Genomic DNA, 12648 nt, shown 5'->3' with positions numbered 1-12648 from the left:
CGGTACACGGCCTTCCGCCCAGTGGCGAAATAATAAAATCGGAATGAAGCGCATAGAATAAAGCGCCGGCCTCAACTCTGCCAGCGCTTAACGGTATTTTCTGCGCGTCAGGGCGCCAGTCGGTCAATTTTCCAGTCATTCCCGTCGCGCTGGTACAGGAAACGGTCATGTAAACGGTGTTCGCCGCCCTGCCAGAACTCAACGGAGTCGAATCTGACGCGGAAACCGCCCCAGAAACTAGGCAGCGGCACCTCGCCGGACTGGAATTTCTGCTTCAGCTCGAGGAACTTGCTCTCCAGCACGCCACGCGCCGAGATGCGCGTTGACTGCTGCGACACCCAGGCGCCGATCTGGCTGTCTTTTGGCCGGCTGCTGAAGTATTTCATGACTTCCAGCGTCGACAGGCGCTCCGCCGTGCCGAGGAAACTGACCTGCCGGTCCAGCGTATGCCAGGGAAAATGCAGGCTGATTTTCGGGTTGTGCGCCAGCTGTTGCGCCTTGCGGCTGCCAAGGTTGGTGTAAAACACCAGCCCTTTGTCGTCATAGTGCTTCAGCAGGACAATACGCTGATACGGCTGCCCCTGCTCATCCACCGTCGCCACGCACATGGCGGTGGGATCGGCCAGGCGCGCTTCGCAGGCCTGCTGCAGCCAGCGCTCAAACAGATCCAGAGGGTTTGCCGTAAGGTCCTGACGACGCAGGCCGCCACGGGTGTATTCGCGGCGCAGGTCCGCGACATCAAACTGAGAGTTATCAGACATCTGGTGTATCAACCAACCAAAAAATAGGTGGGATTATTCTGCGCCCGACGCGCCATAATCTCAATCTTTACCGCACGCCGGGCGCCATCTCAGTTCACCAGCGTGCAGTCGCTCATAATCACTTTATCGTCACGTTCGACGAACGCGCTCTGCCCCTTGGACCAAAACGTATATTTGCCGTCGCCGTATTTGGCGCCGGAGGCGGCCAACTGCTGCTTCAGCGTCAGCTGCTGGCCATCCAGCAACAGGTTGACCGTGCTGTCTTCACCGTTAAGCGCCACGGTCAGCGGCGTGGTGCCGCACTGGTAGTGCAGCACCTGGCTCTGCTGCGGCAGGAAATAGCTGCACCCGCCGAGCGCCAGCGTCAGGCCGGCAAGAAGAAGTTTTTTCATCGGGTTATTCCTTGTAGTCAGGCGATCGTTTTTATCCTAACAGAGCGGACGCCGGTGCGATGGGAAAACCGGATAAATCCCACCGAGCAGCGTTTCGCGGCTGGCGCCGGTCACCGACGGCAGGTTGCCCGGCTGGCCGGACAGGGTACGGAACGCCAGCCAGGCAAACGCCAGCGCTTCCATATCGTCACCGCTGATGCCGAAGCTGTCGGTGGTACTGACTTCGGTGCCGGGCAGCAATGCCGCCATGCGCGCCATCAGTAGCGGATTGCGCGCCCCGCCGCCGCACACCAGCAGCCGTTCACTGCCGCCGGCCAGCATCACCTGTTCACAGATAGTGACGGCGGTCAGTTCTACCAGGGTGGTCATCACATCCGCCGCGCTGACGCCCGGCAGCCGCGCCAACTGCTGCTCCAGCCAGCCGATATTGAAATATTCCCGTCCGGTGCTTTTCGGCGCCGGCAGCGCAAAATAAGGATCGGCCAGCATCTGCTGCAACAGCGGCAGGCAAACCCGCCCGCTCATCGCCCAGGCGGCATCTTTGTCATACGGCTGCTGGCGATGGCGCCATACCCAGGCGTCCATCAGCATATTGCCCGGCCCGGTGTCAAAGCCGCGCACCGGCATCCCCGGCAGCAGCATAGACAGGTTGGCGATACCGCCGATATTCAGCACCATGCGCCGCTCCGCCGGATGCGACAGCAGCGCCTGATGGAACGCCGGCACCAGCGGCGCGCCCTGCCCGCCGTAGGCCATATCGCGGCGGCGAAAATCGCCGACGGTGGTAATGTTGGTCAACGCGGCGATGCGGTTATTGTCACCCAGCTGCATCGAAAAACGCGTGTCTCCTTCCGGCTCATGCCAGATGGTTTGCCCGTGGCAACCGATGGCGGTGATCTCATGGGCCGGCACGCCGGTTTGCTCCAGCAGCCCCAGCACCGCTTCACCGAACAGCGTGCCCAGCCTGGCGTCCAACTGCCCGACGGCGGAGACCGTGGTCGGCTGGCCCTGGCACATGCCGAGGATTTCATGCTTAAGCGCAATCGGCAGCGGATGGCTGTAGCTGGCCTGCTGCGCCACCATACGTTCATCAATGGCGGCCAGCACCACGTCTACCCCGTCCAGACTGGTGCCTGACATAACGCCGATATAGCGGCCTGACTTCATAAACCTGTCCTTTCCCCGTCGCGGGTCTGCTTAACCGTTGTCACTCAGACAAATAAACCAGAATTAATCTATTAACGCCATGAATTAGGATGCCTTTTTTGCGATTGTGAGAGAAAACGTTTATTTTTAGCACGCGCCAGGCGCACGTTTTACCCTGAGCCGTACGGCGATACACTGTGATAAATTTAAACAGCTGTTTATTATTGGTTGAACGGTGCACGATTATGCTGGAAGGAGAGGTAAGGTGCGGCACGCGCGGCCTAATAGGCATTTGCGCAGCTTTGAGCCATACTTTGTCTATCTTTCACTGACTCTCGCCTGGGATGGCCAGGTTATGGAACACTAAAATCAGGAGTTTTATATGATCAAACGTCTTATCGTTGTTGCTCTAGCCGGGCTGACGCTGGCCGGTTGCGCCAATGATTCCATGTCCGGCGACGTTTATACGTCGGCACAGGCGAAGCAGGTGCAGCAGGCCAGCTACGGCACTCTGGTATCCGTGCGTCCGGTGAAAATCCAGGGCGAAGGCGGTTCTAACATGCTCGGCACCATCGGCGGCGCAGTGATCGGCGGCTTCCTCGGCAACACGATCGGCGGCGGCACCGGCCGTAGCCTGGCCACCGCAGCAGGCGCCGTCGCCGGCGGCGTGGCGGGCGACCAGATCGGCGACGTTGCCGGCCGTACTTCCGGCGTCGAGCTGGAAATCCGTCCGGACACCAAAGGCGACAACATTGTCGTGGTGCAGAAAGCAGGCGCCACCAAGTTCAGCCCGGGCCAGCGCGTGCGTATGGCGCGCTCCGGCAATACGGTTACCGTATCTCCGCTGTAACACGCTGTTTCCCAACGTAAAACCGGAGGCCCTGGCCTCCGGTTTTATGTTTTGCTGCTGTAAATGTAATCGTGCAAAAATCTTGAAGATTATTGTTTGTTTTGTAGGTCGGTAATGTTCTGCTCAAGCTTGCCAATCAGCGTCACCAACAGCTGTACCTCTTCCGGCCTGATGCCGTTCAGGATTTCACCGCGTGTCGAACTGATAACGCTGTCCACCTCGCGGATAATCGGCGCGGCGGCCTCGGTCAGTTTAATGCGTTTCGCCCGCCGGTCGTTGGCGCAGATATGCCGCGTGATCAGCCCCTTCTCTTCCAGTTGATCCAGCGTACGCACCAGCGAGGGTTGTTCAATGCCAATCGCCTTCGCCAGCTGAATCTGCGACTGCTCCGGCGGCAGCCGGCTGATATTGTGCAGCGTCACCCAATGCGTCTGGGTGAGCTCCAACGGTTTTAGCCGATGATCGATGAGCGCGCGCCAAACACGAACCAATCGTGCTAAATCCGAACCTAAAGTTGATTCCACTTACCCCTCCTTATAATTAGCATGCTAATATTAATCTCCCAGACCATACTCTATTTTGGGTAAATCACATTAAAAATACAAATGTATATAATGGATATTCTCAAAGCCGTCAGTAAACTTAGCAGTATTTGGTTACCAAATACTCGAATATATTACACATTTGCACGTAGGAATAGTTAAATTGATTACGCCATGGTTACATTCGAGCGCAGCACTGCCCGATTTGGTATTGGGCGCATCGCTTTATTTCCCCCCCATGTTTAAAGCATTCTTACTAGGTCTGGTTTTTTGGTTGCTGGTGCATCGCCTGCTGCGCGACTGGCTCTATTCCGGCGAAATTTGGCATCCAATGTTAATGGATTTATCCATTTTCGTCATTGCCGTGAGCGGCTCTTTGTGGATCTTAGCGAGTTTGTAACCGATGAAGTATAAAACATTAAAATATTTTTCCACGGTCATTGTCTGCGCCATCGCCATTTGCGCCGGTTGGTGGCTGTGGAATTATTATATGCAGTCTCCCTGGACCCGCGATGGCAAAGTACGCGCGGAACTGGTCAATATCACCCCGGAAGTCTCAGGCCGGCTGACCAAAATAACCGTACACGATAACCAATATGTTTCCGCCGGCAGTCTGATATTTAGCCTGGACGCCGAGCCTTACCGCATCGCGCTGGCGAATGCCGAGGCGGCGCTTGCCAAAGCGCAGTCCGACCTGGCGAAGGCCGAACATGAAGCCGCCCGCCGCCGCGGACTGCCGCGCGATGTTATTTCCAGCGAAGCGCTGGACGCTGCAAATTTAACCGCACAGGCAATGAAAGCGGCTTATAAAGCCGCTCAGGCAAATCTTGAACAGGCAAAATGGAATTTAAGTAAAACGCAAATTTATGCGCCGACGGACGGTTATATCACTAATTTACAGGCGCGGGTGGGTAACTATGCCAGCACCGGCACCCCGCTGGTGGCGCTGGTCGATGTGCACTCTTTTTATGTGCTCGGTTATTTTGAAGAGACCAAACTCAAGCATATTAAAGAGGGAAACAAAGCGGATATCACTTTATATAATGGCAATGTGCCTTTACAGGGACAGGTCGAGAGCATCGGTCGCGCTATTTATGACCAAAGCGTCGAAAACGGCGGCAATTTATTAATGGATGTGAAACCCAATGTGCCCTGGGTACGTTTGGCGCAGCGCGTGCCGGTACGGATAAAATTGCTCAATGTGCCCGCCGACCTGCCGCTGGTCGCCGGCACCACCTGCACCATTTCTATACATCAGAAAGGTTAATCAATGAATCTGCCGTTTCTGGAATGGAAACGCACGCCGTGGGGGCGCGCCACCGGCGGCCAGTGGCGCTATGCGCTGCGTAATTCGTTGGCAATGTGTCTGGCGCTCTGGGTAGCGTTCGCCCTTGATCTGGACGAGCCCTACTGGGCGCTCACCTCGGCGGCGGTGGTCAGTTTCCCCACGGTGGGCGGCGTTATCAGCAAGAGTATCGGCCGGATTATCGGCAGCCTGATCGGCGCCGCCGCATCGGTCGCCATCGCCGGCCACTGCCTGAACGATCCCTGGCTGTTCACGCTGTTTATCGCCGCCTGGATCGGGCTGTGCACCTATATTTCCAACCACTACCAGAACAATGTCTCCTATGCCTTCGCCCTGTCGGGCTACACCGCCGCCATTATCGCCTTCAGTACGGTGAACGTGACGGACACGCTGGATATTTTCAACCTTGCCCAGGCGCGCGTCTGCGAGGTGATTACCGGCATCCTGTGCGGCGCGCTGATGATGATGATCCTGCCCAGCACCTCTGACGGCGAAACGCTGCTGACCTCCCTGCGCCGCATGCATCTGCGCCTGCTGGAGCACGCCGCCATGCTGTGGCAACCGGAGGTGACGCCGCAGATCCGCACCTCCCACGAAGGGGTCATCAGCCAGATCCTCACCATGAATCTGCTGCGTATTCAGGCGTTCTGGAGCCACTACCGGCTGCGCCGGCAAAACCATGTGCTCAACTACATGCTGCACCTGCAGCTGCGCCTGACCAGCGTAATTTCCAGCCTGCGGCGTATGCTGCTCAACTGGCCGGATCCGCCGGCCAATCTGGAGCCGGTACTGACACAGCTGCTTGACGAACTGCGCAATGCGCATACCGACAAATACCGGCTGGCGAAAATCCTGCAGCAGATCGCGCCGCTGGATGAAACGGACTATCGCCACCATGCTTTTTTCCTGCGGCTGCGCGACTTCTGCTGGCTGTATCTGCAGGCCAACCGCTGGCTGCTGCAGCTGGAAAACGCCACGCCGGTCAGCAATATTCAGCCTCCGGCGGTCAGCGCGCTGGCGCGCCATACCGACAGTTATGAAGCGGCCTACAACGGGCTGCGCACTTTTTTAAGCATCGTGCTCGGCTGCGCCTACTGGATCAACACGCAGTGGGAGGCCGGCAGCGCCGCTCTGACGCTGACCGCCATCAGTTGCGTGCTCTACTCCGCCACGCCGTCGCCGATCAAAAGCATCACCACGCTGTTAAAAGCGCTGGTGCTGCTGTCCGTCGGCTGCTTTGTGGTGAAATTCGGTCTGATGGTGCAAATCGATGATTTCTGGCTGTTCTGCGCCTTTCTGTTCCCGGTGCTGGTCACCATGCAAATGCTCAAGCTGCAGAATCCCCCCTACGCCGCGCTGTGGGGACAGCTGATTGTCTTTATGGGCTCTTTTCTTACCATCACCAACCCGCCGAGTTACGACTATCAGTCATTCCTCAATGACAATATCGGCAAGATCGTCGGCGTTCTGTTGGCCGGGCTGGCCTTCCAGATCCTGCGCCCCAGTTCGGACAAGCGCAAAAGCCGGCGCATCATCCGCGCCCTGCGGCGCGATTTTATTGACCAACTGAGCCAAAAGCCGCAGCTGCGCCAAAGCCGGTTCGAATCGCTGATTTACCACCGCATCAGCCAGTTGAATCAGAGCCAGGACCAGGAGGCGCGCACCTGGCTGCTGCGCTGGGGCGTGGTGCTGCTGAACTGCAGCCATATCGTCTGGCAGCTGCGTGACTGGCAGACGCGCTCCGACCCGCTCTCGGCGGTGCGCGATCGCTGTATTCACTGCCTGCGCGGCATTATGACGGAAAGAGGCGTTCAGCACCGTTCGCTGGATGCGACACTGCGGGAGTTACTACGGATAGGCGATGCGCTGGCGCAGCATCATGACGCGGCGGCGCGGGAATTGGCCGGGCTGGTGTGGCGGCTATACTGCTCGCTGCAACAGCTGCGGCAGGCTATCGCGCCGCCGCAGGACGATGGGGCCGCCGTCATAACGGCCCCATCCTGACGCACGGTTATTTGATCACCCCGCAGGCGAAGCGGTCACCGCCGCCGCCCAGCGGTTTCGGCCGATCGGCATGGTTATCGCCGCCGACGTGCACCATCAGCGCCTTGCCTTCAATGTCGCTGATTTTTTTCAGCCTTGGCGCCAGCACCGGATAGCTGGCGGTGCCATCTTCGGCAACGTAGATAGCCGGTAAGTCTCCCAGGTGGCCATCGGCATACGGCCCCAGGTGTTTGCCGGTTTTTTCCGGGTCAAAGTGGCCGCCGGCCGCCAGCGCCGCCACCGCCTTGCCCTCTTTCATCGCCGGCTCGCAGCTGCCGTTCTCATGTACGTGAAAACCGTGGATGCCTGCGGGCAACGCTTTGAGCTGCGGTGTAAACTGCAGCCCGTACGGCGTTTCGCTGATGGCGATCTTACCAAGATCCTGACCGATGCCCTGCGCGGTCACCAAATGAATATCCACCTCTTCCGTTGCCGCCTGGGCAACGCCGCAGGCCAGCAGGCCGATTGCCGCACACCAAAAATGTTTCATAAATCAACCTCTCCATTCACGTCCGTTATCGAACTTTGAGTATAGAAGACGAGCCTCGCCGCACCCGACCGGAGCGCAATATTGCCTGCCCGGCTCGCATAATTATCCATCTGTGCTAATACTTCTTTACCGCTTGTGGTCAGTCATCTGACCAGTTGTCGTTCGGTTTATCCTGTTTAACTTAATCCCGGCTGCCGAAGATCATCAAGCGAATCACCAACATAACGGCAACCGGCATCAAAAGGAACCGGCTATGGGCATTTTTGATTATCGTGAGACGGACGCCGCTGCGTCCAAAACGCTGTTTGCCGACGCGATGGCGATCTCCCACTATGCATACCATAACATCGATAACGGCTTTGCCGTCGGCTATCAGAATAACGGCTATGGCCTGGGGCTGCCGCTGACGCTGGTTGGCGGTATCCTCGGCAGTACCGACTCGCAGGGCGCGCTGCCCGGCATTCCCTGGAACCCGGATGCGGAAAAGGCCGCGCTGGAGGCGGTCACCGAGGCCGGCTGGACGCGGGTCGATGCTCAGCAGTTGGGCTACCAGGGTAAAACCGACGCCCGTGGCACCTATTTCGGCGAAACCAGGGGCTATGAAACCGCACAGGCTGAAGTGCTGGCGAAGTATGACGATGCCGGCAAGCTGACCGAGATCGGCATCGCCTTCCGCGGCACCAGCGGACCGCGCGAATCGGTCATCAGCGACAGTATCGGCGATGTGATTAACGATCTGCTGGCCGGCTTCGGCCCGGCGGGTTATGCCGACCACTACACGCTTAACGCCTTTAATACGCTGCTGGGCGACGTGGCGCGCTTTGCGCAACAAAACGGCCTGACGGGCGAAGACGTGGTGGTCAGCGGCCACAGCCTGGGCGGCATGGCCGTCAACAGTATGGCCAGCATGAGTGACGCTAACTGGGACGGTTTCTACGCACACGCCAACTATGTGGCATTCGCCTCACCCACTCAGCACCAAGGCGACGATCGGGTGCTGAATATCGGTTACGAAAACGACCCGGTGTTCCGCGCCCTCGACGGCAGTACGCTGACCGCCGGTTCGCTGGGGGTGCACGACGGCGTAAAAGAGAACGCCACCAATAATATCGTCAATTTTAACGATCACTACGCCTCCGCCGCCTGGAACGCGCTGCCGTTTTCCATCCTGAATATTCCCACCTGGCTGTCGCACCTGCCCAGTGCCTATCAGGACGGTCTGACGCGCGTGCTGGACTCGGCGTTTTACGATCTTACCGGGCAAAATTCGACGGTGATCGTCACCAATCTGTCCAACGTGACCCGCGGCTCGACCTGGGTGGAAGATCTCAACCGCAATGCCGAGACGCACAGCGGACCGACCTTTATCATCGGCAGCGATGGCAATGATCTCATCAAAGGCGGTCAGGGCAACAATTACCTCGAAGGGCGCGCCGGCGACGATACCTTCCGCGACGGCGGCGGCTATAACTGGATCCTCGGCGGTGACGGCCGCAATACGCTGGATATCCAGCAGCCGCTGCAGGATCGCGAAGTGGCGTACGACGGCGTAAACCTGTATCTGCGCGACGCCGACGGCGGGATTACCCTTGCCGAGAATATCTCTACGCTGCGCAGCAAAGAGTTGCAGCTCGTCGTGCTGAATAAAAACGTCGATCATCAGGTCACCGCCGATGGCCTGCTCTCTGCGTCGGGGCTGACCGCTTACGCCGACTCGCTCAACGGCGGCGACGGCGGCGACAGCCTGACGGCAACGCAGGCCGGCGGCTGGCTGTTCGGGCTGGAAGGCGACGATACGCTGAACGGCCAGCTCGGCAACCATACGTTTGTCGGCGGAGCCGGCAACGACCAACTGCAGGCCGGCGGCGGCGGCAATACGTTTCTGTTCAGCGGCAGCTTCGGCCACGATCGGCTGGAGGGGTTGCAGGCAAGCGATAAGCTGGTGTTTATCGGCGCCGGCAGCCAGGTCGAATACCATGAAGCGGATAACAATCTGACTATCGGGCTGGGCGACAGCAGCGTGACGCTGGTCGGCGTCAGCCCGCAGTCGCTGCAGGACGGCCAGCTGATTGTGGCCTGATTAATGCGCCGGCCGACAGTGGCCGGCGCACGCCGTCAGGGAACGTCATACCCCAGCGCCGCCTTGCGGATGCGGAACCACTGCTCGCGGCTCATCGTCAGCTCCAGCGCCCGCAACGCCGATGTGACGCGTTCGATTTTACCCGAACCAATAATCGGCAGCGGCGCGGACGGCAGACGCATCACCCAGGCGTAAACCACCTGTTCAATCGTGTCGGCGCCGATCTCCTGCGCCACACTGTGCAGTTCGTTGCGCAACGGCTGGCTCTCCGCGCCGCTGAACAGCCGTCCGCCCCCCAGACAGGACCAGGCCATCGGCTTGATGCGCAACTGCTGGCACTGGTCGAGCGTGCCATCCAGCAGCGCCGGCTGATGTAGCGGCGAGATCTCGACCTGATTGGTGACCAGCGAAAACGGCAGACGGGACTGCAGCAGCGTAAACTGCGCCGGGGTGAAGTTAGACACGCCAAAGTGGCGCACCTTACCGCTTTTGTGCAGATCGACAAAGGCTTCGGCCACCTCGTCGGCGTCCATCAGCGGATCGGGACGGTGAATCAGCAGCAGATCGAGATAGTCGGTATGCAGCTTTTGCAGCGAATGCTCGGCGCTGCTGACGATATGACTGCGGTCGGTGATGTAATGACCGATCGGGTTGCCCGGCTTGGCGGTGGTGGCAATGCCGCATTTGCTCACCAGTTCCAGCCGCTGACGCAGCGCCGGCTGCAGCCGCAGCGCGTCACCAAATGCCTGCTCGCACGCATAGCCGCCATAGATATCCGCGTGGTCGGCGGTGGTGATCCCCAGCTCAAAGTGCTGCTCGATAAACCCCAGCAGCTGTTGCGGCGACATGCCCCACTCCATCAGCCGCCAGTAACCGCAGACCATACGGGAAAATTCCGGCCCCTGCGGCGCCAGTTGAATACGATGACCCATGTTCAGACCTCATAACGGTGTTTTCCCCAGCATACACAAGCCGGCGACGTAGGGAAACGCAGCGCGCGGCGGCCCGTGCGCAGGATCGGAAAATTCATGGGAAAAGTGCTCAGAATAGCGAAGGCTGATCGGGGTTTTGTTCTTCCGCCGCCTTATTGGCACGCTGCAGACGCAGCAGCCGCTGGCGGCACAGGCGCAGCACGTCGCGCTTTTGCGCATCGCTCATGTTCATCCAGCCGAAGCGCTCCTCGCGGCTGCGCAGGCAGCCACGGCAGTATCCGCGCTCGTCGGCCTGACAAATGCCGCGACACGGGCTGGGAATGTCGAAGAACTCAAGTTGCTGCGGCACACCACCTCCTGACTCGTCCCTTAATTGAAGACGTCATCGGCGTTGATGGCAAGCGACTTTTCCGCCAGACGGCGAAAATAATCGCGTAGATAGCGCAGCGCCTGGCGGGTTTTCTCCGGCATTGCGCGTTCCAGCGTCAGCGCATGCAACCGCAGCGGCGTCGGCCGCCAGGCGGGCAACAGCGCAATCAGCTCGCCGCGCCGCAGTTCATCGCCAATCTCATACAGCGGCTGACCGGAGATGCCAAGCCCCATACGGGTAAAGGCGCGCATCACATGCATACTGTCGCTGACGATCTGGCCCTGCGCCTGCCGCAGCCTGAAGGTCTCCCCCGAGGCATGGTGCAAATCCAGCGGAAAAGCGGCGTTGTTGCCGCTGATCCAGCGGTGCTGCTGCAGCGCCTGCGGCGTTTCCGGCACGCCGTGCTGGCTCAGATAGCGCGGCGCAGCGCACAATACCATCGGCCACTCGCTCAGAGCGTGCGCGATCATCGAGGTGTCCGCCAGCTGCCGGCTGACCCGCAGCGAAATATCCACCCGCTGCTCAATCATATCCACCACCCGGTCATCCGCCAGCACGCGCAGCGTCAGCTGCGGATGCGCCTGCAACAGCGGCGCCAGCGCCTCGGCCAGCGGCCCGCCGCCGATACCGACGGTGGTGGCGATGCGCAGCTCCCCCACCAGCGTGTCCCGCAATTCCGCCAGCCGCTGCTGCGCCTGTTGCGCCTGTTGCAGCATGGCTTCGCAGCCGGGATAAAACGCCGCGCCGGCCTCGGTCAGCGCCAGTTTGCGCGTGGAGCGGTGCAGCAGCGGCACGCCAAGCGAACTTTCCAACGCGCGCAGGTGCTGGCTGACCGCCGATGACGACATGCCCAGCCGCCGTGCCGCCGCCGCCAGCGATCCTTCGGCCACCACCACGGCAAACACCGCCATTCGATTGAGTTTATCCATCACTATAAAGTTTTACTTAATAAAGAAAGCATCAATATGGCACTAATCAAATCTATTGTTAAGATCTAGAGTATCTGCATCACGCCGGGGCACGACCTCGGCCCCACGGTTGCCTTATCACTTATCAGGAGCAAGCAGATGAAAATTGCCATTATTGGAGCCACCGGTTTTGTAGGCCGTCGCGTAGTGGATGAAGCCCTGTCGCGCGGACTGGACGTCACCGCCATCGCCCGGCAGAAAAAAGATTTACCGGACAACGCCCGCCTGCATATCGCACTCGGCGACGTGGCCGATACCGACTGGCTGACCACGCAGCTGCGCGGGCAGGATGCGGTGATCAGCGCCTTTAACCCCGGCTGGGGGGAAGATAACCTGTATGACAAAACCGTGGCCGGCATGCAGCAAATTCTCAGCGCGGTGAACGCCGCCGGCGTCACGCGTTTTCTGGTGGTCGGCGGCGCCGGCAGCCTGCAGGTCGCACCCGGCGTAGAACTGGTCGATACGCCGGAATTCCCGGAAAATATTCGCCCCGGCGCCCGCGCGGTGCGTGATTTGCGCAACCAGCTGCTGCAGAACCACAGCCTGGAGTGGACCTATCTGTCTCCGGCCGCCATGCTGGAGCCGGGCAAACGCACCGGCCAATTCCGCCTCGGCACCACCAGCCTGCTGATGGACGGCGATGCGCCGGCGCATATTTCGGTGGAAGACCTGGCGGTGGCGATCGTCGACGAAATCGAAAAACCGCAGTTTATCCGGGCGCAGTTTACCGCCGCCTACTGATATCGCCAGCCCGGCCGCTCCGCGCGG

The 12648-nt window shown here is 59.6% G+C and carries 14 protein-coding genes; 6 read left to right on the top strand and 8 right to left on the bottom strand.

The genetic code is table 11. The features are described 5' to 3' along the window. Nucleotides 1-107 precede the first annotated feature (107 nt). The 3 genes from pdxH to anmK all read right to left on the bottom strand — a co-directional run bounded on the left by pdxH (nt 108) and on the right by anmK (nt 2320). A complete protein-coding gene (gene pdxH / locus TAN611_RS10900; protein WP_105231010.1) occupies nt 108-761 on the bottom strand; it encodes a pyridoxamine 5'-phosphate oxidase in 654 nt (217 codons plus the stop codon). 89 nt (nt 762-850) lie between these two features. Next, the gene (locus TAN611_RS10895) at nt 851-1153 is read right to left on the bottom strand and encodes an MliC family protein (RefSeq protein WP_105231009.1); all 303 of its coding nucleotides are present in this window, start codon (nt 1151-1153) and stop codon (nt 851-853) included. Between the two features lie 36 nt (nt 1154-1189). Then, a complete protein-coding gene (gene anmK, locus TAN611_RS10890) occupies nt 1190-2320 on the bottom strand; it encodes an anhydro-N-acetylmuramic acid kinase (RefSeq protein ID WP_105231008.1) in 1131 nt (376 codons plus the stop codon). A 361-nt stretch (nt 2321-2681) separates the two neighbouring features. Here anmK and TAN611_RS10885 point away from each other — a divergent pair, with 361 nt between their 5' ends. Next, on the top strand, nt 2682-3149 hold the full coding sequence (locus TAN611_RS10885; RefSeq protein WP_105231007.1) for a glycine zipper 2TM domain-containing protein: 468 nt from the start codon (nt 2682-2684) through the stop codon (nt 3147-3149). 89 nt (nt 3150-3238) lie between these two features. On the opposite strand, the gene slyA is transcribed toward TAN611_RS10885, so the two are convergent. Next, on the bottom strand, nt 3239-3673 hold the full coding sequence (gene slyA, locus TAN611_RS10880; protein ID WP_105231006.1) for a transcriptional regulator SlyA: 435 nt from the start codon (nt 3671-3673) through the stop codon (nt 3239-3241). A gap of 256 nt (nt 3674-3929) precedes the next feature. On the opposite strand from slyA, the gene TAN611_RS10875 reads away from it, so the two are divergent. From TAN611_RS10875 to TAN611_RS10865, 3 genes are read left to right on the top strand one after another with little or no spacing between them, the layout of a single operon-like run. Further along, nucleotides 3930-4091: a DUF1656 domain-containing protein gene (locus TAN611_RS10875; RefSeq protein ID WP_232251679.1), complete on the top strand. Its 162-nt coding sequence runs from the start codon at nt 3930-3932 to the stop codon at nt 4089-4091. A gap of 3 nt (nt 4092-4094) precedes the next feature. Beyond that, nucleotides 4095-4958, top strand: a complete 864-nt coding sequence (locus tag TAN611_RS10870; protein ID WP_197952120.1) for an HlyD family secretion protein — start codon at nt 4095-4097, stop codon at nt 4956-4958. Between the two features lie 3 nt (nt 4959-4961). Beyond that, a complete protein-coding gene (locus TAN611_RS10865; protein WP_203067695.1) occupies nt 4962-7001 on the top strand; it encodes an FUSC family protein in 2040 nt (679 codons plus the stop codon). A gap of 7 nt (nt 7002-7008) precedes the next feature. Here the strand turns inward: TAN611_RS10865 and sodC are convergent, their stop codons facing one another. Continuing rightward, a complete protein-coding gene (gene sodC, locus TAN611_RS10860) occupies nt 7009-7530 on the bottom strand; it encodes a superoxide dismutase family protein (protein WP_203067694.1) in 522 nt (173 codons plus the stop codon). A gap of 253 nt (nt 7531-7783) precedes the next feature. Here sodC and TAN611_RS10855 point away from each other — a divergent pair, with 253 nt between their 5' ends. Next, entirely contained in the window at nt 7784-9610 is a 1827-nt protein-coding gene (locus TAN611_RS10855; RefSeq protein ID WP_203067693.1) for a polyurethanase, read from the top strand. A 35-nt stretch (nt 9611-9645) separates the two neighbouring features. On the opposite strand, the gene TAN611_RS10850 is transcribed toward TAN611_RS10855, so the two are convergent. The 3 genes from TAN611_RS10850 to TAN611_RS10840 all read right to left on the bottom strand — a co-directional run bounded on the left by TAN611_RS10850 (nt 9646) and on the right by TAN611_RS10840 (nt 11841). Further along, the gene (locus TAN611_RS10850) at nt 9646-10542 is read right to left on the bottom strand and encodes an aldo/keto reductase family oxidoreductase (protein WP_203067692.1); all 897 of its coding nucleotides are present in this window, start codon (nt 10540-10542) and stop codon (nt 9646-9648) included. A 109-nt stretch (nt 10543-10651) separates the two neighbouring features. After that, complete coding sequence (locus TAN611_RS10845) at nt 10652-10891, bottom strand: DUF1289 domain-containing protein (protein WP_105230999.1); 240 nt, start codon at nt 10889-10891, stop codon at nt 10652-10654. Between the two features lie 20 nt (nt 10892-10911). Continuing rightward, nucleotides 10912-11841 carry a LysR substrate-binding domain-containing protein gene (locus TAN611_RS10840; RefSeq protein WP_187043158.1) on the bottom strand — a complete coding sequence of 310 codons (930 nt, stop codon included), beginning with the start codon at nt 11839-11841 and terminating at the stop codon, nt 10912-10914. A gap of 138 nt (nt 11842-11979) precedes the next feature. On the opposite strand from TAN611_RS10840, the gene TAN611_RS10835 reads away from it, so the two are divergent. After that, a complete protein-coding gene (locus TAN611_RS10835) occupies nt 11980-12621 on the top strand; it encodes an NAD(P)-dependent oxidoreductase (protein WP_105230997.1) in 642 nt (213 codons plus the stop codon). Nucleotides 12622-12648: the final 27 nt, after the last annotated feature.

It is taken from the genome of Serratia sp. Tan611, from assembly GCF_905188235.1.
Lineage (GTDB): Bacteria > Pseudomonadota > Gammaproteobacteria > Enterobacterales > Enterobacteriaceae > Serratia_B > Serratia_B rhizosphaerae.
This window is presented reverse-complemented; position numbering and strand designations above follow the sequence as displayed.